Raw genomic sequence first — 23,156 nt, 5'->3', positions numbered from 1 at the left:
TGCGGTTACGGAGGTCGGTAATGTGAATTGCTCCTAGATTGTCCGTCGAGACCACTCGATGGGCTTCCGCTAACCGCCAGCGGGGGCTGCTTCTTGGGGTCGGCGCGAAGCCTCAGGCGCGCCACACGTGGGGCTCGGCGGGACGTGCCATGAACCGCCTCGCTCTGTCACGCGCGCTGACTCGGAACTCATGCCACAGCACACGTCCCCCCCCGATTGCCGCTCAGCCGTTGGTCGTCGGTGCCCCGGGTTGAAACCCGGTATCCTTCATCCGCGTAGGGCGGGTGTCTCGACGCCGCCGTTTGCCGTCGGTGCCCGGGGTTGAAACCGGGGGCTCGGGGGCCTGCGGCCGGGCGTCCTCAGCGACGCAGAGGTCGAGCATCTCGCAGGCGCCACAATACATTGTAGGAGCAGGCTTGCCCGCGAACGCCTTCCATCGAAACGGATCACGACTTCGCGGGGCGACCGCAGGTAGTCGCTTTGGCCCGTCTCAGTCGCCTTGTCCCCTACACTTCCGCACTCCCGCACGTCCGGTAGATCGCCAAGAGGTTTTCCGCCGGGATGTCGATCATATAATCCTGGCTGCCGCAACAGATGAACCCGCCGTCCTCGAACAGCTCCAGCCGCGACCGCACCTCCTCCTCAACGTCTTTCACCGTCCCGCGTGGCAAGGTCTGCTGGGTGTCGATAGATCCATGAAAGGTGATGTCCCTGCCGAAGTCTTTCTTCAGGCGTTCCGGCTCCATGCTCGCAGCTCGAACCTGGACCGGGTCGAGAATGTCCATCCCTGCGTCGATCATGTCCGGGATCAGCGCCCGCACACTGCCGCACGAGTGCATCATCACCAGCAGGTCGTGCTTTTTTGCCAGCCCGTAGAGGCGTTTGAGGTGGGGCACCAGGAACCTTCGGAACATTCTTAGACTGATCATCGGCCCGGTCTGAGTGCCGAAATCATCGCCCATAAAGAAGATGTCCAGCACCCCGCGGGTCGCCTCAAAGTATCGGCGGCTGTACTCGTAGAAAAAGTCCGAAAGGTGGCTCAGGATCGCTTCGGCCACTTTCGGCTTCATCGCCATCAGCAGGAAGAACTCCTCCATGCCCGTCAGGTGCATGGCCGTGCACAGGAGCGGGCTCCACGCCCCTCCGCAGAGCGCATACTCCGACAGCCCTTCGCACGTCGCGCGCAGGTTACTGTAATCGAAGTCATCCGCATCGGGCCAGTGAAAGGCCTCTACATCGGCGACTGTCTCGGCGTGGGCAAGCGGGGGATTGTAGACTGTGGACGAGTACGTGCCCTTGCTGTCCGGAATGCCCCAATAGCTTACCGGGGTGCCGTCGGCCATGGGCGGCCGGGGTTCGCCCACATATGGCGCGGCGCTCACGAGATTGCGCAGATCCACTCCGAGTGCCTTGCGGAGCGCCTCACCATCCTGCAACCCGAGCCGCTCGCACAGCATCTGGGTCACGTCGGCATTGGCGCCGTAATCTACGCAGGGGCGATCGACGGGCTCGCGGCGAATGGTGGCAAGGACGCGTTCCTTTGAGGTCATCCGTCTGGGCCTTTCGCGGTGGATAATCGTGATTCGTCAGAAGAGGTTAGGCCTGCGGCAACAGCGAATTCTGCCCGACACCCGGGGCAATTCAGCTCAACTCAAGGAGCCAGGAAATGGCGCGCAGGACGCCGATCAAGGTCGCAATCGTCGGTCTCGGACGGTCGGGCTACAATATTCACGTCGCTCGACTTCGCAATGATGAGCGTTTCCAGATCACCGCGGTCACAGATCTCATCCCCGAGCGTTGCGCAGCAGTGGCGGCCGAGCTGGGCTGCGAGCAGTACCCCGATCACCGCGCCTTGCTCAAGTCCGCCGATGCCGAGGTGGTGGTTGTCGCCACGTTCTCCGACACCCACGTGCCCGTATCGAAGGACGCACTTCGCGCAGGCCGCCACGTCGTCTGCGAGAAGCCGATCTCCGACAGCTACCAGGCGGCCCGGAGCCTGGTGCAGGCCGCCGAGAAGTCACCGGGCATCCTCTTCGTCCACCACAACACCCGCTTCCGCCCGGATACTCTGCATATTCTCGATATCATCCGCACGAAACGAATCGGCGACGTGTTCGAGATCCGTATGCGAGCCCTGGACTTCAGCCGCCGTAACGACTGGCAGACGATGCTCTCACACCACGGCGGCGTCATGAACAATACTTGCTCCCATTTCATCGACGCGGGCCTGCAGTTTCTCGGAGCGCCAGTGACCGAAGTCTTCTGCGACCTCAAACACATCGCCGCCGCGGGTGATGCCGAAGACCACGTGAAGCTGCTCCTGAAAGCCGCCAACGGCCGAGTGTACGACATGGAAGTCTCGTCGGTCTGCAAGTTCTCCGAGCCCAAGTGGACAGTCCTCGGCAGCCACGGCACGCTGGTATCGGACGGCTCCACCAGCAAGATCCAGTGGTTCGATAAGAAAGCCGTGAAGCCGCTAAAGGTCGTCGAAGCACCCCACCCCGATCGGGAATACGGAAACGATGACCAGCTTCCCTGGCAGTCGGAGGAGGTGCCATCCACCGCCCCGTCCATCGGCGACTTTTATGACAATGTCTGGTCCGTCCTGCGCGAGAAAGGCAAGCTCATCGTGACGCCCGAACAAGCGCTGGAGGTCGTGCGCATCACCCAGATCGCCAAGCGCAAGAGCGGTTTCGGGCAATAGAGGTGAGCTGATCGTCAGGCCGGGGACGGGCAGCCGCTCCCGGCCTCTCCCCTACTTCTTTGCCGCTTTCTTTGGCTTGAGTTCCCCGGACTCGAGCATGGACAGAAACGCCGAGTCCTTCGTCTTCAGCGGCAGGTCGACGCGCCCGCGCCTGCGGCTGGATTCATAGGTCGCAAAGATGATCTCCGTGGCCTGCAATGCCTTGCGTGCCGAGAGCTCGGGTTCATAGCCGCCCTTGAGCGCGTCGATCATGTCCCAGATCGCCATGCTCACTGCGTGCCCTCCATGCAGGCTCTCCGTCACCTTGGGGTTCTTCCACTTCGCGCCGCCCGCGCGCACCCACAGCGGCGGATCCTCATTGCGCAGTTCTATGACCCCTTCTTCTCCGGTGAGCCGGATCTGGCACCCAATGTCGGAATCTTCGCCCGTGAACAACAAGCCCCGCACTCCATTCTCGAACTTGATCTCGCAGATTGCCTGGTGCTCGTAGGGCAGACCGAAGACCTGGTGGAACTCGCGCGCATCGATTTGCCCGAGCACCCAGATCGCGGGGATCTCTTCGTTCATGAAGAAGAACATGTCGAGCCAATGAGTGCCCCAGTCGATCATATTCGAGCACGATCCCTCCAGCCGGACCAGCTTGCCGATAGCACCCTCTCGGACAAGCTCCCGCGCTTTCCGAAAAGGCGCGAGGAACCGACGCTGGTGGTTGAAGGTCAGTTGCGTACCGCTCTTCTCGCACTCCGCAGCCATCCTGACTGCCTCGCCCCAGGTGGGCGCCATGGGCTTCTCGGAATGCACCGCCTTGACACCGGCTTTGGCACAGGCGATCACCGCCGGGGCATGAAGGTGCGGCCACAGGCAGACGCTCACCAGGTCCAGCTTCTCCTGCTTGAGCATCTTCTTCATGTCCGTGTAGATCGCGGCGTTGGGGCAATGTTGCTCTGCGAAGGCCTGTGCGTTCTCGGGCTTGATGTCGCACAGGACTGCAAGCTCCACATCCTCGCGGCTGGTATAACCTGCGGCATGCAGGTGGGCCATGCCCGAACCGGTCCGTTCTTTGTGGTTGTACGGCCTGCCACAACCGATGATTGCTGCGCGCAGTTTCTCTGACATGTGCGGCCTCCCGGGGCCTGAGACTTATCCGTCGACACGAAATTCAGCCGCATTTCTCCACGCCGTGGATGAGTCCTTCCGGGAAGGCATAGCGCAGCCATTCGAGGAAGTCGTATTGTTACTCGAGACTTATCATCCGCCGTCGCCATTGCCGGAACCAGGAGAACACATGCCTATCCTGCCCATAATGATCATGCTCGCCTTGGGTCTGTCCTGCCTCGTGCGCGCGCAGGAGCCCCCCGGCACCGAACTTCTGCGCGATCCATCATTCCGCAAGGGTTTTCATGTCCTCGACCCCGCGCCTGGCAGGAAGGTCCGTACCGGCACTCTCCAGCCCCCCGGGGCTCCAGCCGAACCCGTCTGGGAACTGGCCCAGTGGCACAGCCGCTTCACGCTCCTGGGCGCGGAGCCGATCGCCGGCCCCGAAGGCTCAGTCGAGTTCCGGAACGAGGGCAAGTCCATCATCTTCGGCGAACCCGAGACATCGCTCGCCGACCTGTCACTGGGAGTGAATGCAATCGCTGAATACGGGGAACACCTGCGGGTGCCGCCCGAGCCCTGGCCGCACCTTCTCGTCTCGCAGGAGCTCGACGGCATGCCCCGCCTGACCGACTTCTCCCGCCTGCTCTTCCACCTCGAGGCGAAGCTGCTCAAGTGCGAGGCCGGGCCGCATGAGGGCATCGTGCGCAATCGCCACGCTATTCAGTTCGTGGGATTTATCACCGTTCAGAACCGTAACCGCGCCTCTGAAGGATACGGGGATTTCCTGTGGTTCGGCATCCCGGTCTACGACAACCGGACGGAGTTCGCGAAGCCTTTCATGGCCCCGGATCAGGCCCATCAGAAGTTCATCTACACGCCCGGCGGCGAGGCATACACGGGCACGAGCGTGCACAGCGGGGAATGGACCACGCTTTCCGCCGACCTGGTTCCGTTGATCCGCAAGGGTCTCGAGGAGGCGTGGTCACGAGGGCACCTGCCGACTTCGCGCAACATCGAGGACTTCCGCCTCACAGGGTTCAGCCTGGGCTGGGAGGCCCCCGGCCCCTATCATGCGGCGATACAGATACGCGATCTGAGCATCAGGGCCATCGCGGATCCGCCGGAGCCGTAAGTAGACGTGCCCGTGGACTCGAAGCCCGCGGGCACCACTCGCCTCCGCGCTATCGTCAGCTGTGCGCTCACTCGGGCTTCGGGTACTTCACCGACACCGCCAGGTCATACACCGCCGACGCCGGGGTGGTGAACCGCACAGATTTCCAGAGCGCCTCACCTTTCTCCGGGCTATTGGCCGCACCAAACTGAACCGTGTTGCGTCCGCCGGCGCTGGGCGCGGTGAACTTGCCTGTTCCGTCGATCACCAGCTCTCCGTCCACCCAGACCTTGATATCCGAGCCCTTGACCGACACCCGGTATGTGTGGAAGCGGTCGGTGGTGTCCATCATGTGCCGCAGCTTGCCACTGTACAGTTCGACCCGGTCCGGATAGAGCGACAGGCGCTCCGTGGACTTTCCGTCGCTGATGATGATGGTGTTCCAGCCCGACACCACTTTCGCCTCGGCCTCGACCACATTTTCAAGCTCGCTGGATGCCGCCCACGGGTAGTAGAAGTAAAGGTATTCCCCACCGCCTTCACCACGGTCGGCCACAAGCAGTGCGCCGTCCCGAAGCTCAGCCACGGTTACGTCTTTCTTGTACGCGTCGTGATACCACGGCGCGGCGGGGACCTTCTCCGCTGTCCACTCAACATTCCAGGCATCTTGTCCCGGCGCGGCTTGCTTCTCCCGGGTAGTGAACGAGAACTCGTTGGCACCGGGCTTCAGCCACTGGGGCTGCAGGGCATACAGGCTCCATGCGCCGTCCTGGCCGGTACAGGTGAGGGGATGGCCGTTCACCGACACCCCCATGTGGTCGCTACCCATCGCCACGATCCGTGCCGTCACTTCAGGTGCGAGACCAGCGGCCTGCTGGGCTGCGAAGTCGTCGCCGATCTGGAGAGTGATTTTTCTCTCTGTCCCCGGCTCGACCGTCGCAGCGTTCTCCGGGGTCACAATGGGAATGTTCTGGAAGCGAACTCCGTCGGGCACGTAGTTGTTCGGATCACCATTGCGCACGGTGGTGAAGTAGAGCTTGTCCAGTCTGCTGAGGAGCTCCGGGTCTCCAAGTTCGCTGAGCATCGGCGCTTTCGGGTTGAAAAAGTTGAACAGGTACACCCCGTCCGCACCCGACTGCCACACCCGCGCCGCGCGAGCCCGGTAGCTCTCCTGCGACTGTCGTCTCAGCGGGGGTATCTCCCCGCGGACCCGGCTCTCGCTCAGACCGGGATAGACCTTCACCCCGTACTTGTGCCCCAGGTCCACCAGGTACTCCCACGGGTTCAGCTGGAAGTAGCAGGTAGCGATGAGAATATCCACGAGCCCCTCAGCCAGCCATTTCTCCAGGTCGATGCCCACGAGCCGACTGTAATCAACCGAGTCCACCACCCGCACCGCGACCAGAATCGGCCTGCCCCGCCTGCGGCCTTCGCGCTCCGTCATCGCACGCACGCGGCGCATGAGATCCGTCATCATGTCCAGCTCTTCCTGACTGGCTGGGTTTCCATTTGCGGTGCTCTTGAAGAAGTTCATGTGCCGGAAGAAGTCCAGCTCAACGCCGTCCACGTCGTAGTTCTGGCAGACTTCCTCGATGAACCGGAAGGCCAGATCGCGGATCTCCGGCACCGTGTAGTCCACCGATGTCCACGAACTGTACCGCGGCTTCTTCCCGTACTCGCCCACGAGCCATTCCGGGTGCTGCTCCTTCAGCGGCGGAAAGAGCGGGTAAGGCGCGTCTGGCCTGTGCGCGCCGTCGTGGGTGTCGTTCATGCGCATCGACCAGAAACATTCCATGTCATTCGCGTGGCAGAAGTCCACCACGAGCTTCAGGCAGTCGTTGCCCTGGTCGATGAGCTGCCGGGTGATGTTGTGGTCCTTCGCGTCGGGGTCGAAGCTCTTTTCCAGGATGTTGCCCACCTGCGTGTTGTGGGTGAAGTTGCTAAACCCCGCGCTGATGGTGCAGTAGAAGACCGTGTCCACGTGGGTCCCGGCAAGGGCGGTGGTGCGCAGCTCCAGGAAGTTTTCCGGAGTGATCTCCTTGCTCTTTGGAAAATACAGACAGTCGCACCCGTCGTTGTTCAGGATGACCCGGCGCTGGCGGTTGAGCATCTCCTTGCGCTGGGTTTCGAAGTCATCCTGCGCCCGGGCGCAACTGCCGGTGAGGAGACTGCCCAGGGTCACGGCGGAAGCGGCGATGAGAATCGGCATGGGAATGCGCATCAGGTGTCGCACCTCAGCTGTCCTGCTCCGTAGAGTACTCTTCGGCCTGGGACGCCGGCCGATCTCCAGCATGGGGCTTTTCTCGCCCGTGCCCCGGGCGACCTTCCCGCGCCTTGCCCTCATTCCCCTCCAGGAGTATCCTGAACTGTCGGTTGGTCGCATCCATTGCTGCGTCTCACAGGGGGCACGGACATGAATGGGCGCACGATGCTCAGGACATTGGGAGACGCGGCAGGACTTGCACTGGCGGGGACGGGCAAGGTGTTCGCGCAACCGAGAACCGCCGCGGACAGTGTGTTCGTAAACGGCCCGTTTTTCACGATGAGCTCTTCCGCACCAGTTGCGGAAGCCGTTGCCGTGAAGAACGGGCGGATCCAGGCCGTCGGCTCACGGCTGGACAGCGATGCATTGTGTGACGACCGCACCAGCATCATCGATCTCGGTGGGCGGTCACTGTCGCCGAAAGCGACGGACCTCACCGGGAAGCGCATCCATCCTGCCTGCAGACCGTGCTGAAAAACGACTGAGGTGTCCGCGTTGAGTTCCGAGCCAGCCAATCCCGCACCTGAAACAACAACCGAACGCGAAGCACGCCGGCAGAGCGCGTCCGCGCTTCCCGGGATAGCCCTGTGCGTTGCAATCGCCGCCGTCGCCGTGGCACTGGGCCACCTTGTCCCCATCGTGGGCGCCCCGGTATTCGGGATACTCCTGGGCATTGCAGTCGCCAATTTCCTGCGACTACCTGCCGCCACCCAGCCCGGCACCAGGTTCTGCAGCAAGAAGGTTCTCCAGGCTGCCATCATCGTCCTGGGCGGCAGTCTGAGCCTCATGCAGGTGGTGAAGACGGGCGAAGAGTCATTGGCGGTAATGCTGATCACGCTTACGTCAGCGCTCGCGGCGGCCTGGCTTCTGGGCCGGGCTCTGAAAGTGGGTGCTACCCTCACCGGACTCATCGGAGTGGGCACCGGGATCTGCGGCGGGTCGGCGATTGCCGCCGTGGCGCCCATCGTGGATGCCGACGACGACGAAATCGCTTTCTCAATCTCCACCGTCTTCCTCTTCAACGTCGTCGCGGTCATCATCTTCCCCGTGCTGGGACATCTCATGGCCATGAGCCAGACGGGCTTCGGCCTCTGGGCCGGCACCGCCATCAACGACACTTCATCGGTCGTCGCTGCCGCTTACTCGTACGGGCAGGACGCCGGCGATTACGCGACGGTGACCAAACTCGCGCGCACCACGATGATCGTCCCAATCTGCATCGGGCTGGCGTTTCTTATGAGCCGCCGCCGCTGTTCCGACACGAAATGCGACCTGGGCAAGACTATCCCCTGGTTCATCCTCGGCTTCCTGGCGCTGTCTGTGCTGAACACGGCGGGGGTGTTCGGGGAGCAGTTCGCGGGGTACTGCGGCATCGCCGGCAAGCACCTGATCGTGGTCGCTCTCGCCGGTGTGGGCCTGGGTGCGAACATGCGGAAGATCGTGAAGACCGGTGCCCGGCCGATCCTCCTGGGCCTGTTGGTCTGGATCATCGTCGCAGCCACAAGCCTCGCGGTGCAGGCCCTGGCCCGTCAGCTGTAGGGGCCGGGCGCCCGAATGAGGGGAGTGCGGAATGCGACCGACAATCGGGCTGCTCACCATTCCGTATCTCTGGGCGGCATGTGGCAGCGCGGCGCCGCTGGTGCCCGCGCTCACGCCCTACCCCCGCGATCCGGCACTAACGGGCTTCCAGGCGGTGGAGATCCACCTGCCCTGGGAAGATGCCGGGCGACTTGCCCTGCGCATACCCGAAACCCTCGCCTGCGACCTCGGATTGCTGTTCATCGACCACGTGCGCGCCGACATGCCCCCGGTTGTGGCCGCCGAACGCCTCCCTGACTGGCGGCGCGATGACCAGACAGGGGCGCTCTCGTATGACTTGCGGTTGCCCAATGGCGTGAGCTTCGGTGCCTCGGCCATCCCCGGAGACGGGCGAGTGGACTTCGACTTCTGGGTGCGCAACGAGACACATAGGCCCCTCACTGACATCAACACCCAGTTCTGCCTGATGCAGAACACTTCCCCTGCTTTTTCGCAAGGAGACCTGACGCGGACGCATATCCATTCGGGGGGAAGGTGGCTCGCACTTGCGGGCACGACCCACCAGGTGATGAACCCGGACAGAGGGCCCTGGATCACCACGGGAGTGGGCACGGGTGGGATGGCCCCGCACTCGAAGCTCGAGGGGTGCTGGTACTGCTGCCCCGAACGCGGCGACTACCCGGTGATCGCAACCACTGCCCACGACGGCAAGCGGGTCATCGCCCTGTCGTGGGAGCGAGGCGTCTCGCTCATGAGCAACGGCTGGATCCCCTGCCTGCACTGCGACCCACAGTGGCCGGACTGCCCGCCGGGCCAGACCGTGCGCCTGCGCGGTCGGCTGTACGTCACGGACGCCGGGCTTGATGCGCTCTGGGCCACCCTGCCCGTCAATCCGTCGGATTCGCCGAAGCTGCCTGACTGAGGCGGCCCCGAAACTGTGCTGTCTCGGATCACTGGGCCCTAATCCACCCGGGTCAGCTTCCACACGTCCGGGAACATGTTGTTGCCCGCAACTACCCACAGGGCATTGTCATGCACAAACAGGCTCGACGCGTGGCGCACAGCCCACGGCGTGTCGGGCACCTCGTACCAGTTCACCCCGTCCGCCGAATGCCACACATCATTGCGGTTGCCATGGTTCCAGCCCTGGGTCACCCAGAGCCGCCCGTCGAACACCGCCACATCATGGTACTGCCTCGGCTTCCACGGCGGGTTCGCATTGTGAAGCTCCCAGTTCACGCCGTCAGCGGTGCTCCAGACCTCGTTGTAGAAGAGCCGCTCCGGCCTCTTCGGCGTGTCATAGGTGCCGCCGCCCAGAAGCCACATACGCCCGTTGAGCACCGCCCCGCCCCCGATCATCCCGCGCGGGCTCCACGGCGCATGCTCAATTACTCGCGTCCAGTTGGCGCCATCCTCGGAGCACCAGACGTCGTTGTAGAAGATCTCCTCCTCCGCAGGCACATACTGGGTGAGATTCTGCCCACCCATCACCCAGATCTTCCCGTCGAAGGCCACCGTGTGATGCAGGACACGGTTCCCCCAGGGCACGTTGTCGGTTACCAGCTCCCAGTTGACCCCGTCCGCGCTGGACCAGACGTCGTTCTGGTAATGCCGCTGGTTCGCGTCCCCTCCAACGACCCACATCCGGCCCTTGTGTACCACATAGCCGGCCGTGTGCCGGCCTTCCCACGGTGCCTGCGGGTTCTCGAGGGTCCACGTCTTCCCGTCCACCGAGGACCACACTTCGCTGTTGCAGATGTTCGGGAAGTGCACCTTGTCTCCTGGATTCCATCCACCCAGCAACCACATGCGCCCGTTGAACGTGATCGCTCCGGCGCCGTCACGTCCCGCGAAATCCGCCTTCAGTGTCACGCACTCCCACTTGTACTGCGGCGGCTCGGGCATTGTCTCGCCTCCAGCACCCTGCGCAATGCAGGTGGTGAGGATGACAAACATGAGCGCGGAAGCAGAAATCGACCAAGCCATCGCGGTCACCGGATTCCCCTCGGAACACGAGCGGAACACGCCAGGCGAGCCCCAATTTGGCCCCCGGCTTTCAGCCGTTCCACCGTGCCTTATTCGTATCTATTCCCTATGCACTATCCTCCCGCCAGTTCCGCAATGATCGCCGCGATCCTATCGGCTGCGTCCGGCCGGCTCACACTGCGCGCCGCATCGGACATTTCGCGCAGTATCTTCGGCGCGGACCGCAGCCGCTCGACTTCCAGCGCGAGGCGGTCTGCAGTGAGGTCCGCGTTTTCGATCACCAGCGCCGCACCGGCTTTCTCGAAAGGCTCTGCATTCATCCTTTGGTGAGCTGCGGCGTAAGGGTACGGCACGATGATCATCGGCACGCCCAGCAGCGAGACCTCCGCCAGACTGCTGGCCCCACCGCGCGTGAGACACAGGTCGGCCGCGGCGATCGGCACCCAGGGAGTCTCGCAGAACTCGTGGCAATGATATCGCTCCCTGCCCACCACGCCCGCCGTCCGCGCTTGCACTTCCTCTCTGTCCAAGGTGCCAGTGAAATGCACCACGTGCGTCCCGGGGTCTTCGAGAATATTCGCAAGAGCGCCGGCCGTGGCGTCGTTGAGCGTGCGCGCACCCTGGCTCCCCCCCGATACCAGCAGCACGAATGCGTCGCCTGGGATTCCAAGCGCAGACCGGGCGTCTTCCCGAGTTATCTGGGCGAAAGCTTTGCGCACGGGTTGGCCAACTACCGTTGTCTTGTCAGGCGGGAAACTCGCCGCAGCGACCTCGAAGTGGGTGGTGATCCGCGTTGCCCAGCGCGCAAGCAAGCGGTTCGCCCGGTCCGGGTGGGCATCCGACGCGTGGCAGACGCTGGGAATACCAAGCTGCGAGGCCGCGATGACTCCAGCCACGCTCACATACCCGCCGGAACCGAAAACGACATCGGGCCGGAAGGCCTGCAGGATTTTCCGACAACGCCGTATGCTGCGGAGCAGCGCCCATATTGCGCGGGCTGCGTCGAGTGAAATGCCGTAGGGGAAAGGCCGGGCGGGGATGAGCTCGAAGGCCATCGCCTGCTCGGACAGAATGCGTTCATCGAGCCGCCCCTCCGCCCCGATGAACAGCACCTCCGCACCCATATCATCCACGAGGCGTTGTGCAACGGCAATCGACGGGAACAGGTGTCCCGCAGTCCCGCCGCCCATCAGCGCTACCCGCAATCCGGGTCACGTCCTTCGCCACGGCAGGCCATCCTCGACACGGCAAGCACCACACCGGCCGCGGTGAGCGATGCCACGAGACTGCTTCCACCAGCGCTGATGAAGGGCAGCGTCAGCCCGGTGCAGGGCATCATCGCCGTGGCCACAGCGATATTGATCACCGCCTGAATTGCCAGCAGCAAGCCCATGCCCGATGCAAGGTACCACGCCGTGATGTCCCCGGAACGCAGGCCGATTCTCAGGCTGCGATTTGCGAGCATGAACACCAGTCCCAGAACCAGGAGCGCGCCGAATAGCCCCAGTTCCGCACCCACCACGCAGAAGATCGAGTCAGTGTGAGGTGTGGGGAGCGCGCCCCACTTGTCAGGGCACATCCCCAGCCCCGATCCCTGCACGCCGCCCCGCGCAAGGGTCCCAAGCATCTGCCGCACATGCTCCCCGCCCTCGCGGTATCTGACGAACGGATCCAGGAATACCAGCACCCGCTCCCAGCGTTCCGGGAAAAGTGCCCGGGCCAGGAGACCTCCCGCCGTACCGAGGCTGATTGCCAGGCCAACCAATTGCCACCACGGGATTCCCCGCAGGAAGAGGATCGCGAGGGTTGTGGCGAACACAACAAAGATCATCCCGAGGTCCTGCTGGATCAGCAGCGTGCCGCACATAGCTCCCATCGCTAACAGCGCCTGAATCCAGACTCTCTTCTGCGCGGGCCAGTCGGTCGCCTGGCGTCGATCGGAGGCCATGAGCATCGCAAGAAATGCCACGTAGAAGACCTTCACCATCTCGCTGGGCTGCACAGTCTTCCCTTCCCCGAATTTCAGCCAGCCCCAGCAACCGTCTACATAGTGCGCCCAAGGTGAGACCCGGCACATCAGCATGGTCAGCAGGCCCAGCGGAAATGCCCAGCGGGCGATGCCAACCAGCGCCGCAGGAGCGAGGTAACTCGTACCCAGCATGACCAGAAGCCCGACTCCCCCGAACGAGAGTTGCTTGGTGACGAACTCATGCTGGTCGTCGGCGTTCAGGCTCTTATCGGCCAAAGGGAAGGTGGCAGACAACACTGCACCCAGGCCCAGAAGCACCATCACCAACAGAAGGCGCCGGTACGTCTTGTCCGTCGGCCCGAAGACAAATGTCCGCGCAACCCACGCCCGCACCCCGCCGCGTGGCGATGTCCTGTGCCTAGGCAGAGCGGCCTCCCTTACCATCTCGGCCCACCCGCTCCCTCACCGCCCGGGCGAATTCGTCACCCCGGGCGGCGTAACTTGCGAACATATCCAGCGAGGAACACGCCGGACACAGCGTTACCGTGTCCCCAGCCTGGGCCACCGCAATCGCTCCGGCCACCGCTTCGTCCATGGAGGTCACCACGGTGCATCGGGACGGATCACCCATCGCATCCATGATCCTCTGCGCGCACTCACCCATCAGGAACACGTGCTTTGCCTTCTTTGCGAGAAGCGCCCCGTATTCGGCGAAGTCCGTGTCCTTCTCCTTGCCCCCTGCGATCACGATCGCCGGTCCATCAATCGACAGCAGGTCCGCGATTGCCGACGCCGGATTGGTCGCCTTCGAATCATCGATATACCGCACGCCGCCGTAATCAGCCACGAGCGTCATCAGGTGCGGTGCAGGGCGATACCCCCGGACCGCTTCCGGGAACCTGTCCGGCGGAACTCCAAGGATCCGCGCCGCGAGAGCCGCCGCGAGGGTGTTGATCAGGTGATGCTCCCCGGGCAGCTGGATATCGCGCCTGTGCGCCAAGGCCTCCGGCGCTGCACCCGGCAACTGAACCACCAGTGCGTCCCCGTCCAACCGCGCATTCGCCGTGGGGTCCTCCAGGCAGACCGTGAGCACCTTCGGCCCGGACAGATCCCTCGCAATTTCCCGAACCTGTGGGTCATCTACGCAGAGAATCGCCCAATCTTCACTCGTCTGGTTGCGGAAGATCAGGCGCTTGGCCTGCACGTATGCCTGGAAATCTGCGTAGCGCTCCAGATGATCCTCGGTGATGTTCAACAAGACCGAGATCCAGGGGTGGAAATGGGTGGTCGTCTCAAGCTGGAAGCTGCTGATCTCCGCCACGATGCAGTCGAGACACACAGACCCCTCGGCAAAGTCGATGAGCGGGCTGCCGATATTCCCGGCCACCGCGTGAGGCGCCCCGGCGGCATGAAGCATGGCCCCGAGACTGGTCACTGTTGTGCCTTTCCCGCAAGTCCCGGTGACTGCGACCATCGGCGCCTGAGAGAACCGGTACGCGAGTTCGACCTCGCCGATGATCTCCGCGCCAGATTCCCGCGCCGCCCGAACGATGGGCGCCTCTGTCGGCACCCCGGGGCTGATCACCAGCGCATCAAGGGGCAGGAGTTCGTCGATCGACTCGTACGGCGCGACGATGCGCTTTGCAAGCCTGCCTGCCGCCCGGGAGTCGTCGGACCAGTCAGCTTCCGGCCGCAGGTCCAGTGCGAAAACATCGGCGCCCCGAGACACAAGAAACCGCACTGCGGCCGCGCCTGTCCTCGCCATTCCGAGGACCGCGATCCGCTGCCCGGTCACATCCCTGGGCCCGGTGTATAGACAGTGCTGCGCTTCCGACTTCATGCCGTCCGCATCCGTCCTGTATTCACGTTTCGCCGTTCACTGCCTTCGCCCCGCGACGTCTTTCCTCTATTCGCTATTCACTACGGTCCTCATCCTCTGGCCAACACGAACACGCCCACCGCGATCGCCCCGAAGACAATGCCTGCCAGCCAGAATCGGCTCACGACCGCCTGCTCCTTCATTCCGCACAGTTCGAAGTGATGATGCAGCGGCGACATCTTGAAGATCCGCTTGCCGGTGGATTTGAAGCTGATGACCTGGAGAATCACCGACCCGGCCTCGGCCACGAAGACCAGCCCGGCGATGGCGTAGAAGATCTCGATGCCGGCGCTCACCGCAGTCGACGACAGCGCCGCCCCCAGTCCGAGGCTACCCACGTCACCCATCCAGACGCTCGCGGGTTTGGAGTTGAGTAGCAGGAACCCCGCTGCTCCCCCACCCACGGCCATCGTCCAGACTGCAAGCTCCAGCGAACCCATCCAAAGGCACATCGCGCCCAGCGCGACGGACGCAATGGCGGTAAGCCCTGCGGCCAGCCCGTCCAGCCCGTCCGTGAGATTGAGGGCGTTGCCGGACCCCAGGATGACGAACAACCGGAACGCCAACGCGACCCCAACCGGCCACGTTGCACTGCCCATCCACCATGGATTCTCCGGCGCTTCGCCCCGCATCTGAAGCAAGTACAGGAACCCGGCGGCGATCAGGATCTCCGCGAGGATACGGTACCGCGCCAGGATGCCTTTGGATTTCACATTCCCGAGTTTCCGGACGTCATCTGCAAGACCGACCAGTGCAAAACCCACCACAAGCAGTGCGCAGGCCCAGAACTGAACCGTCAGGCAGTCGCCCACGGCCAGGAAAATGAGAGCCGCCAGTAGCGTTCCGAGCAGCATCGGTATGCCGCCCATGGAGGGGGTGCCGGCCTTCTCCAGATGGGTGTCCGGCACGTCCTCACGCACATGCTGTCCGGCGCACACCCGCCGCAGCCACGGCAGCATGAGCAAGGTGGCCCAAGAGCTTAACGCGGCGGCCAGGATGAAGGCTCCCGCAGCCAGCATCCAATCAGACATCGGCAAGCAGCCCCTCGACAATGCGTTCCAGCGCCATCCCGCGCGAAGCCTTGACCAACACCGTGTCACCAGGTTCCAACGCACCGCGGAGAAGTTCTAGTGCTTCCTCCACGGTCTCGACCGTGTTCGCTTGCACGCCCGCCAGGTCTGCCTCCTGCGCCGCGAAGGCCGCATCCGGTCCAACCGTGATGAGCCAGTCCACCCCGCGTCTTGCCGCCAACCTGCCGATCTCCCGGTGGGCGGCCTCGGATTCCACACCCAGCTCTAGCATGTCGCCGAACACGAACACGCGCCGGCCACTGCACTGGCCCAGCATATCCAGCGCCTGCGGCGTAGACAGCGGGCTTGCATTGTAGGCGTCGTTGATGATCGTCAGTCCACTCGGGGCCTTGACTACCTGCGACCTCATCCGCGACCCCTCGTAGTCCTCCAGGCCCGCCACGATCGTGCCTGCTTCGATCCCCGCCGCCAGCGCGGCTGCGGCGGATGCCAGAGCATTGCGCACATTGTGTATCCCCGGCACCCGAAGTGCAACCGGGAAAGACGCGTCTCCCAACACCAGCCGAAACCGCGCCGGTTCTACTCCCTGCGCGCGCACATCGGTCGCCGTGACATGCAGTTCCGAATCCCGCGCATCTCCCAGTCCGAAAGAGAAGACTTTGCACGGCGCGAGTTGGGTGTATAGCCCATAGAAAAAGTCATCCGCATTGAGTACCGCAACGCCGTCCGGCTGCAGCGCCGCCAGCAGTTCACCCTTCGCCTGTGCAATTGCCTCCCGGCTTCCCAGGCGCCCCACATGGGCATCGCCAATGTTGGTGATGACCCCGATGTGAGGCCTGCAAATGCGTGCCAGGTACCCGATCTCCCCCGGGCCGCGCATGGCAAGCTCGGCCACACAGTAACGGTGTTCGGGCGTCAGTCTGAGCAGAAGCCTTGGGACGCCCACCTCATTATTCTCAGTGGCTGGCGTCACCAGGGACGGTCCCGCAAGATGGGCAATGGTGCCCGTCATGTCCTTCGTGGTAGTCTTCCCCGCAGAACCGGTGATGGCGATCACCGTTGCGGTCGCGTCATTTCGCGCCAGACCACCGATCTCTCCGTATGCCCGGAGCGTATCCTCCACCACGATCCGCGGGGAGGCGAGTTCGTTGCTGCGACTCACCACTGCGGCCACCGCGCCCAACTCCATCGCACGGGCCACGTAGTCATGGCCGTTGTGCTTCTCGCCCACGAGCGCGACGAAAAGGTCACCCGCGACGAGCTCGCGGGTGTCGGTGGTCACGTTCCTGACTTTGGTTTCGGGGTCTGCGTCAAGCAGTACGCCCTTGCACGCATCTGCTATCTGCTGGAGTGAGTGGGGGGTCATCGGTCTCGTCCCACGCGTTCTACGAACAGTCGGCACATCCCGGCTTGAGCCGCGGGGTGCCGCGGAGCTTTACGCCTCCCGCGCCTCGATAGCCTCTCTTGCCACAATCCGGTCATCAAAGTCAATACGGTGATCGGCGAACTCTTGATAAGTTTCATGGCCCTTACCTGCAATAACCACTATATCTCCAGGTTCGGCAAGCTCAACCGCCCTGAAGATAGCTTCCCTGCGATCCGGCACCACTTCGTAGGTCCCACCGGTGAGACCGCCTTTGATGTCCTCGATGATCGCCAGTGGGTCTTCGGACCGCGGGTTATCGCTGGTCACAATTGTGATGTCCGCAAGATCCGCGGACACCTTGCCCATCTTCGGCCGTTTGCCCCTGTCGCGGTCGCCCCCGCAGCCCATTACACAGATGATGCGCTTTGGACCGATGTTCCGCGCGGCCCTGAGAATATTGTCGAGAGCCATCGGTGTGTGGGCGTAGTCCACGATGACCGCGTAATCCCGCGCTCCCGAGACCCGCTCGAACCTGCCCGGAACCGCCTCCAAAGCTTCCAGGCCGGCGATGATGTCCCCCATTTCGACGCCCAATCCGTAGGCGCATGCGGCTGCCGCCAGCGCATTGTACACGTTGAAATGCCCGGGCATCTTCAGCTCGACGGCAGCTGCCTTGCGCCCGATCAGCAACTCAAACTGGGACCCGTTCGGCCCAAGGCTGATACTGCGCGCCCGGACTTCGCTGCCGCCGTTGGTGCCATACATAATCACCCGGGCCCGGGCGGCCTGGGCCACCTGCCGGCCCGCCGGGTCGTCCGCGTTGATCGCGGCCACCATCGGATGCCGGGGATCGGACTCATCGGCGCAGGCCGTGAACAAGCGCAACTTTGCCTGCAGATACTCATCCAAACTTACGTGGTAGTCAAGGTGATCCTGAGTAAGATTGGTAAAGATCCCGCCGGCAAACCTGCACCTGACAACCCTGTCAAGGTCCAGGGCGTGTGAGGATACTTCCATCGATACGTGCGTGACGCCGCACTGATGCATCTCGGCCAGCAGCCGCTGAAGCTCGATCGCGTCCGGCGTGGTACGCTCTCCACCACGCCACTCCCCAGCCACGCTTCGTCCGAGGGTGCCCACGACCCCGGTCTTGTGCCCGCAGGCCCGGAATATGCTGTCCATCAGCAGTGAGACCGTGGTCTTTCCATTGGTCCCGGTCACGCCGACGAGACACAGCTTGTGGGATGGGTGCCCGTAGAACTCTGCGGCCAGTTGCCCGGCGGCTTTGCGAGAGTTAGGCACCACGATCACCGGTAACCCCGGTGCGCCCACAGGCGCGTAAGCCTCGTCTTCAAGGACCACCGCGACGGCGCCCTTCACCACCGCCTCGCCCACGAACCTGTGCCCGTCGGTCGCGAACCCCCGAATCGCCACGAACAGGTCTCCGGGCCGCGTCTCGCGCGAATCTGCCGTGATTCCGGTAATCACCGGGTCCGATGGCAGCTTTATCTGCAGTCCCAGTCCCGGCACCAGCTCAGCCAGGCGTCGCGGCGTCTGCCCGGAAGTACGTGCTGTCATGGGGCACAGAGTGCGTCGCTGGATGAAGGGCAGTACCATCTCCGATCCCGTGAGCCAGTGCGCATCAATCATTCGTTCCACTTCCTTCGTACTCGCCTCGTCGCCCGTCCGTAATCATCGGGGCCACGGCCTGGCTGGTTATCACACCGGGGGACGATCCGGATCCGGGCTCTCAGTTTGATCCGACGGCGTGAACAATTCCGGTTGCCGCAACAGGTGCTCGGCGATCCGTCTTGCGATGGGTGCTGCGACTTCCGAACCGTGTTCTCCCACCTTTGGCCGCTCAACTGTCACGAGAATGAGGAAGTCCGGCTTGCGATCCACTGGCGCTGCGAGCATGAACGCCATCACGTAGTCGCGCGGCCCGTCCATCCATCGGCCCGCATCGGGGTCCCATATCTGGGCGGTTGCCGTCTTGCCGCCCACCGCCACGCCATCGATCGCTGCCTTCTTCCCTGTGCCTTTATCCACTACATATCGCATCATCTCGCGCACAAGGCGGGATGTGCGCGGGCTGCACACGCGCCGGACCGCCTTTGGCTCAACCGGGTACCGGACGCCTCGTGCGCTGTCGTAGATGGACCGCACCACGTGGGGTTGAACCATGATCCCGTCGTTCAGGATCGCCGACACCGCAACCGCAAGCTGCAGGTCTGACACCTGAACCCCCTGACCAAACCCAAGACAGGCGATGTCGCGTTCCCGCATCGTCTTGGGGTTGCGCAGCTTCCCCGGGTGCTCCTCAGCCAGTCCCGAATGGGGCACCTGACCGATCCCGCAACGCCTAAGGAACTCGCAGAACCATTCCGGATCAAGCCGCAGCGCAATCTCGGCAGCCGCCAGATTGCATGAGTTCGCCAGCACCTGAGCAGGAGTCTGCGCACCATGACCCTGATGCCGATACTTGCCCCAGCAACCAAGCGGGTGCCCACCGACCTGCCGGGTGCCTGAGCAGTGGAGCACCGAGTGCTCGCTGATTACCCCGGCCTCAAGCGCCGCGGCCACCGTCAGGATCTTGAAAGTGCTGCCGGGGTCCATCGGTAGGTTCGTGATGCGATTGCGCGTATGTTCCAACGGATCGGGCGGCTTCCTGCCTGGCTCTGCTTTGACCACGTGGGGCTTCAAGTCATTGGGGTCGAAATTGGGGCGGCATGAGATGGCCAGGATTTCGCCCGTCTGCACCCCGATCACAGTTACGTTGGCGCCAACGGGATCCCGCAGCTCACAGCAACGGTTGAGCTCTTCTTCCACGATCTCCTGGGTGCCCATGTCGATGGTGAGCACGAGGTCTTTGCCCGGCAGCGCCCGGGGTCTCTCGCCCATGTCTCGCCGCATGATGCGCCGGCCCCAGGCATCGAAAGGCTGCCGAATCGCCACGCTTTGCCCTGCGGTGACACTGGCGTACAGGAGCTCGATGCCCTTTGCAGGGAGAGCCGGTGAGAGCGGGTCATCCGGAATCCGACAGTAACCAAGGGCATTTGCGCACAGGGGACCCGCTGGGTAGTACCGCCGAGTGATGGGTCGGTACGACAGGCCGCCGAATTTGAGAGCGGATAAGGTCTCGCGCAGTTTCTGGACATGCTCCGGGCGCACTTGCTGCGCGATCACCACGTGCTCAGCCGCCTGATAGGTTTCCACAACTTTCCTTCTCTTGCCAGGGCGTTCCTTGTCCTCAACCATCCGGACCTTGGGCTCGCACAGCTTCCGGAGCACCTCGCGCTCATCCAGCCCTAGCGTCGCCGCAATCACCTGTGCCGCTTGCCGGATACTGCCGACACGCTGCAGGTCAACCTGCGGGACCTGCTCGGACTTGACCTCGCGAGCCTTCAGCGTCCGTTCACGAATCGCTTTCGGGGAGGCCTCCACGCGCACGAAAGCCACGGTCTGCGCAAGTGGGTACAGATGCCGATCTGTGATGCGTCCACGGGCCCCGTCAAGCACCTGCGTGGACGTCCCGGGATGCCGGGCATTTTCGATGTAAAAACTGCGAGCGTAAGTCTGGATGTGCGCGACGCGGAGGAACAGTATGAGGCATGCGCAGCCGAGGGCCGCGAGCATGGCCCGCGCCCGACGGGACATATCGCGCGAAGCAGTCACGGCGCCCCTCCCTCCCTCTACCGAACGGCGCCTGTCCACGGCAGGCTACCCTCTTGCGGCGAAAACGGCGCGCCGTGGCGCGCCGCGTTTTCTCATTGCCCCGTCCGGGCAATTCTCTCCGGGTCTGTTCGAATTTCGTGACCATCGCTGCGAGCCAGCGCGGGACCGCCAAGTTCAGGAGCATCGCCACCCGCTACACTCAGCATCACCGAGGGCTCCACAGGTGGCAATGGCGGCGTGACCACCGGCTCACTGTCTTCGGGTGAACGACTGGCCTGCACCGCGTCCGGATCGATACCCAGCGCCTGGGGCGTCAGTACACTGTATAGTTCCTGCTTTGCCAGCACAAGCTGGCCCTCAAGCTGGGTGATCTCTCGCTCCATCTCGCAGAGCTGCTCATCAAGACAGACTGCCCGAGACATCAGCAACAGGTAGCCCAGGGCAAGCCCGGCGATGCACAGCGCCACAATGTCCCAGAGGTACCCGGACAGCTTCGACTCCCCGCCATGCCTGCGATCGTCAAACTCGATGGTTATCCCGGCCATGCCCTCCGGACCCCCAGTCTCGACAGTGCCTTCCAGTTCGGCGAGTCCTCGACGGATGTCGCCGCGGCCCAAGCATCATGTCTATTCAAGGCACGTCTCGTGGATTGCTGTTGTCGGATTTGGCAATGTCCCCGACTGCGCGGATCGGTCTCTGCTGCCTGTCAGCGCATTGTGTGGAGGAACGGGCGAACGACTGTCGTGCAATATAGGGTTCGGTCGGGGCTACGATGATGGGCTGCGTTCCTTGGGCGCTTGACCGTCTGAGCTTCGATGTGCTACATTTTCTGCAGTGTTGGGTTTGCGTCGGCTGCGATGATGGGCTGCGATGTTATAGTGCGGCCATTGCTTCGTGTACGGTCGTCGCCCGTTCCTCGTGGCTCCCGAGGGGGTTGCGCTAAAACTCCCCCGGAAAACTGAAGTCGCGTACCGTCCTGTCGCGTAGGCCGTGTTGACCGTTCTTCCTGTTGGGAGAACGTCTACCCCTGCCGGGCTTCTTCGTCTGGCTCCTCCAGACGCACAGCGGCATAGAGTCTCGCCGAACGTGCAGCGGGATTCTCTCGAATCTCCTCCTCAGTGGGACTCACCAGCTTGGGAGTGGTAATCCGCACCAAAGGCTTCCTCCCGCAGGAACACACGGCGAGAGCCGGGGGGCACACGCATGGCTTCTCGAGCTGTCTCAACGCCTGGCGCGACACGCGGTGCTCACTACTGTTCCAGGTCAAGACGACCAGGTTAGCCATGCCGGTTGTTCGGAGGAGGTGTACGGCCGCCTCAATGCCCTGGCGCAGTTCGGGGAGCGTCTGATTCACCTCATCAAGAATCGCTTTCAGGTACCGCGCGGCATCCATCGGTTTGGCCGCGGGCCCCATCGCCGAGGTGATTACCTCTGCCAGCTGCGCCGTGGACTGGATGGGGCGTTTTTGCCGCGCTCGCACGATGCGCCTTGCCACCGCGCGTGCCTCCCGCCCTCGCCCAACGACGGACAGTACTCGGTTGAGGCTGCTTTCAAGGTACTCATTCACAATCCTGTACGCCGTCAACGACCCTGCTTCTGATCTATCCTGCCTCATGTCCAGCGACGTCGTACTCGCTGCGCTGAACCCGCGGTCCATATCAAACATCTGATCCATCGAGATTCCCACGTCGATCAGGCAACCATCCACCGAGGAAATCCCGAGCCCCCCCAACAACTCCCTCGCCTGTGACATCCTCCCCCACACATACGTCACTCGATCGCCGTACTCGGCCAGCACTCCCCGAGCCCTCTCCAGCGCTTCCCTGTCCCGGTCAACACCGATGACAGCCGCACCATGCTCCAGGATGTGCTTGGCGTGCCCGCCCGATCCGAGCGTCAGGTCAAGGATCGTCTTGCCCGGCTGCGGCTGAAGGTGCCGCAGGACCTCACTGACCAGGACCGGCTTGTGTCGGATCGATTCCCTGCTCATGGGAGGTGGCCGGCGCACCCCCGTATATCTCCTGCGCCAGTTCTTTGATCTCCTCGGCCTCCGCGCGACTGAACTGGATCCACCATTCCTCTTCCCAGCACTCGAGGTACTCGCCCGCGTCGTAGATCACCACGTTCCGGTTGTTCTCCCCGAGACCGGCCCATTGCATCAGGGGGTCCGAAAAGCGGAAGCGGTTGTTCGTGTCAAGCTGGATGGTCTGGGCCATTGAGCGAAAGAAACGGGCGTACTTGGCGTGCTTGGGATTGTTCAAGTTGAGCTTCTGCAGTTCAGCCTCGAACTTCTCCCACTTGTCCGTCCGATAGATGCGGATCGATCGGTCGAAGCCACGGCAGAGGACGAGCTTACGGGGGTAGATGTCTAGCAGCGGCTCGGGCATCGCTACCCGCCAATTGGTGTCCAGTTTCCGCGAGAACGCCCCGACGGGCTCAGACACCGCTTTTCCTCCCTGTGGTTTCTCCCTCTGCCGACGGCTCCTGAGCAATCTGCCCAGCCCCGTACCCCTGCATAGTAGCGCAGTTCGGGGT

Annotated in this window: 20 protein-coding genes; 5 read left to right on the top strand and 15 right to left on the bottom strand. The window is 63.2% G+C overall.

The annotated features are described in order from the left end of the window. Positions 1-506 precede the first annotated feature (506 nt). The gene (locus HPY44_18855; protein ID NSW58070.1) at positions 507-1,550 is read right to left on the bottom strand and encodes a hypothetical protein; all 1,044 of its coding nucleotides are present in this window, start codon (positions 1,548-1,550) and stop codon (positions 507-509) included. 116 nt (positions 1,551-1,666) lie between these two features. Here HPY44_18855 and HPY44_18850 point away from each other — a divergent pair, with 116 nt between their 5' ends. After that, on the top strand, positions 1,667-2,704 hold the full coding sequence (locus HPY44_18850; GenBank protein ID NSW58069.1) for a Gfo/Idh/MocA family oxidoreductase: 1,038 nt from the start codon (positions 1,667-1,669) through the stop codon (positions 2,702-2,704). A 51-nt stretch (positions 2,705-2,755) separates the two neighbouring features. Here the strand turns inward: HPY44_18850 and HPY44_18845 are convergent, their stop codons facing one another. Further along, on the bottom strand, positions 2,756-3,820 hold the full coding sequence (locus HPY44_18845) for a Gfo/Idh/MocA family oxidoreductase (GenBank protein ID NSW58068.1): 1,065 nt from the start codon (positions 3,818-3,820) through the stop codon (positions 2,756-2,758). 169 nt (positions 3,821-3,989) lie between these two features. On the opposite strand from HPY44_18845, the gene HPY44_18840 reads away from it, so the two are divergent. After that, positions 3,990-4,934 carry a hypothetical protein gene (locus HPY44_18840; GenBank protein NSW58067.1) on the top strand — a complete coding sequence of 315 codons (945 nt, stop codon included), beginning with the start codon at positions 3,990-3,992 and terminating at the stop codon, positions 4,932-4,934. A gap of 67 nt (positions 4,935-5,001) precedes the next feature. On the opposite strand, the gene HPY44_18835 is transcribed toward HPY44_18840, so the two are convergent. Further along, complete coding sequence (locus tag HPY44_18835; GenBank protein NSW58066.1) at positions 5,002-7,146, bottom strand: family 10 glycosylhydrolase; 2,145 nt, start codon at positions 7,144-7,146, stop codon at positions 5,002-5,004. A gap of 1 nt (position 7,147) precedes the next feature. Beyond that, positions 7,148-7,300: a hypothetical protein gene (locus HPY44_18830; GenBank protein NSW58065.1), complete on the bottom strand. Its 153-nt coding sequence runs from the start codon at positions 7,298-7,300 to the stop codon at positions 7,148-7,150. Positions 7,301-7,341: 41 nt separating this feature from the next. On the opposite strand from HPY44_18830, the gene HPY44_18825 reads away from it, so the two are divergent. The 3 genes from HPY44_18825 to HPY44_18815 are packed head-to-tail and all read left to right on the top strand — an operon-like array spanning position 7,342 to position 9,637. After that, positions 7,342-7,650, top strand: coding sequence for a hypothetical protein (locus tag HPY44_18825; GenBank protein NSW58064.1), 309 nt, complete (start codon positions 7,342-7,344; stop codon positions 7,648-7,650). A gap of 21 nt (positions 7,651-7,671) precedes the next feature. Beyond that, positions 7,672-8,715: a YeiH family putative sulfate export transporter gene (locus tag HPY44_18820; protein ID NSW58063.1), complete on the top strand. Its 1,044-nt coding sequence runs from the start codon at positions 7,672-7,674 to the stop codon at positions 8,713-8,715. A gap of 31 nt (positions 8,716-8,746) precedes the next feature. Continuing rightward, positions 8,747-9,637 carry a hypothetical protein gene (locus tag HPY44_18815; GenBank protein NSW58062.1) on the top strand — a complete coding sequence of 297 codons (891 nt, stop codon included), beginning with the start codon at positions 8,747-8,749 and terminating at the stop codon, positions 9,635-9,637. Between the two features lie 38 nt (positions 9,638-9,675). Here the strand turns inward: HPY44_18815 and HPY44_18810 are convergent, their stop codons facing one another. From HPY44_18810 to HPY44_18760, 11 genes are all read right to left on the bottom strand, one after another. Beyond that, entirely contained in the window at positions 9,676-10,620 is a 945-nt protein-coding gene (locus HPY44_18810; GenBank protein ID NSW58061.1) for a hypothetical protein, read from the bottom strand. Positions 10,621-10,814: 194 nt separating this feature from the next. Further along, positions 10,815-11,906, bottom strand: a complete 1,092-nt coding sequence (murG, locus tag HPY44_18805) for an undecaprenyldiphospho-muramoylpentapeptide beta-N-acetylglucosaminyltransferase (protein ID NSW58060.1) — start codon at positions 11,904-11,906, stop codon at positions 10,815-10,817. Continuing rightward, on the bottom strand, positions 11,897-13,114 hold the full coding sequence (locus HPY44_18800; protein ID NSW58059.1) for an FtsW/RodA/SpoVE family cell cycle protein: 1,218 nt from the start codon (positions 13,112-13,114) through the stop codon (positions 11,897-11,899). Before HPY44_18800 ends, murG begins: the two co-directional genes overlap by 10 nt. Then, positions 13,089-14,510, bottom strand: coding sequence for a UDP-N-acetylmuramoyl-L-alanine--D-glutamate ligase (gene murD, locus HPY44_18795; protein NSW58058.1), 1,422 nt, complete (start codon positions 14,508-14,510; stop codon positions 13,089-13,091). The genes HPY44_18800 and murD overlap by 26 nt, the downstream gene beginning before the upstream one ends. A gap of 89 nt (positions 14,511-14,599) precedes the next feature. Next, on the bottom strand, positions 14,600-15,580 hold the full coding sequence (gene mraY, locus HPY44_18790; GenBank protein NSW58057.1) for a phospho-N-acetylmuramoyl-pentapeptide-transferase: 981 nt from the start codon (positions 15,578-15,580) through the stop codon (positions 14,600-14,602). Further along, on the bottom strand, positions 15,573-16,946 hold the full coding sequence (murF, locus tag HPY44_18785; GenBank protein NSW58056.1) for a UDP-N-acetylmuramoyl-tripeptide--D-alanyl-D-alanine ligase: 1,374 nt from the start codon (positions 16,944-16,946) through the stop codon (positions 15,573-15,575). Before murF ends, mraY begins: the two co-directional genes overlap by 8 nt. Positions 16,947-17,015: 69 nt before the next feature. After that, entirely contained in the window at positions 17,016-18,524 is a 1,509-nt protein-coding gene (locus HPY44_18780; GenBank protein ID NSW58055.1) for a UDP-N-acetylmuramoyl-L-alanyl-D-glutamate--2,6-diaminopimelate ligase, read from the bottom strand. A 141-nt stretch (positions 18,525-18,665) separates the two neighbouring features. Continuing rightward, the gene (locus HPY44_18775; GenBank protein NSW58054.1) at positions 18,666-20,621 is read right to left on the bottom strand and encodes a penicillin-binding protein 2; all 1,956 of its coding nucleotides are present in this window, start codon (positions 20,619-20,621) and stop codon (positions 18,666-18,668) included. 92 nt (positions 20,622-20,713) lie between these two features. Further along, complete coding sequence (locus HPY44_18770; GenBank protein NSW58053.1) at positions 20,714-21,166, bottom strand: hypothetical protein; 453 nt, start codon at positions 21,164-21,166, stop codon at positions 20,714-20,716. Between the two features lie 476 nt (positions 21,167-21,642). Beyond that, the gene (gene rsmH, locus HPY44_18765; GenBank protein NSW58052.1) at positions 21,643-22,611 is read right to left on the bottom strand and encodes a 16S rRNA (cytosine(1402)-N(4))-methyltransferase RsmH; all 969 of its coding nucleotides are present in this window, start codon (positions 22,609-22,611) and stop codon (positions 21,643-21,645) included. After that, positions 22,568-23,065 carry a hypothetical protein gene (locus HPY44_18760; GenBank protein NSW58051.1) on the bottom strand — a complete coding sequence of 166 codons (498 nt, stop codon included), beginning with the start codon at positions 23,063-23,065 and terminating at the stop codon, positions 22,568-22,570. Before HPY44_18760 ends, rsmH begins: the two co-directional genes overlap by 44 nt. Positions 23,066-23,156: the final 91 nt, after the last annotated feature.

It is taken from the genome of Armatimonadota bacterium (assembly GCA_013314775.1).
GTDB lineage: Bacteria > Armatimonadota > Zipacnadia > Zipacnadales > JABUFB01 > JABUFB01.
The sequence above is the reverse complement of the archived record's forward strand: the minus strand, read 5'-3'. Positions and strand labels throughout refer to the sequence as shown.

Coding starts and splice junctions, on each gene's coding strand:
- HPY44_18855 (NSW58070.1), bottom strand. CDS start 1,550: ATGACCTCAAAGGAACGCGTCCTTGCCACCATTCGCCGCGAGCCCGTC.
- HPY44_18850 (NSW58069.1), top strand. CDS start 1,667: ATGGCGCGCAGGACGCCGATCAAGGTCGCAATCGTCGGTCTCGGACGG.
- HPY44_18845 (NSW58068.1), bottom strand. CDS start 3,820: ATGTCAGAGAAACTGCGCGCAGCAATCATCGGTTGTGGCAGGCCGTAC.
- HPY44_18840 (NSW58067.1), top strand. CDS start 3,990: ATGCCTATCCTGCCCATAATGATCATGCTCGCCTTGGGTCTGTCCTGC.
- HPY44_18830 (NSW58065.1), bottom strand. CDS start 7,300: ATGGATGCGACCAACCGACAGTTCAGGATACTCCTGGAGGGGAATGAG.
- HPY44_18825 (NSW58064.1), top strand. CDS start 7,342: ATGCTCAGGACATTGGGAGACGCGGCAGGACTTGCACTGGCGGGGACG.
- HPY44_18815 (NSW58062.1), top strand. CDS start 8,747: ATGCGACCGACAATCGGGCTGCTCACCATTCCGTATCTCTGGGCGGCA.
- HPY44_18810 (NSW58061.1), bottom strand. CDS start 10,620: ATGCCCGAGCCGCCGCAGTACAAGTGGGAGTGCGTGACACTGAAGGCG.
- HPY44_18800 (NSW58059.1), bottom strand. CDS start 13,114: ATGGTAAGGGAGGCCGCTCTGCCTAGGCACAGGACATCGCCACGCGGC.
- murD (NSW58058.1), bottom strand. CDS start 14,510: ATGAAGTCGGAAGCGCAGCACTGTCTATACACCGGGCCCAGGGATGTG.
- mraY (NSW58057.1), bottom strand. CDS start 15,580: ATGTCTGATTGGATGCTGGCTGCGGGAGCCTTCATCCTGGCCGCCGCG.
- murF (NSW58056.1), bottom strand. CDS start 16,946: ATGACCCCCCACTCACTCCAGCAGATAGCAGATGCGTGCAAGGGCGTA.
- HPY44_18780 (NSW58055.1), bottom strand. CDS start 18,524: ATGACAGCACGTACTTCCGGGCAGACGCCGCGACGCCTGGCTGAGCTG.
- HPY44_18770 (NSW58053.1), bottom strand. CDS start 21,166: ATGGCCGGGATAACCATCGAGTTTGACGATCGCAGGCATGGCGGGGAG.
- rsmH (NSW58052.1), bottom strand. CDS start 22,611: ATGAGCAGGGAATCGATCCGACACAAGCCGGTCCTGGTCAGTGAGGTC.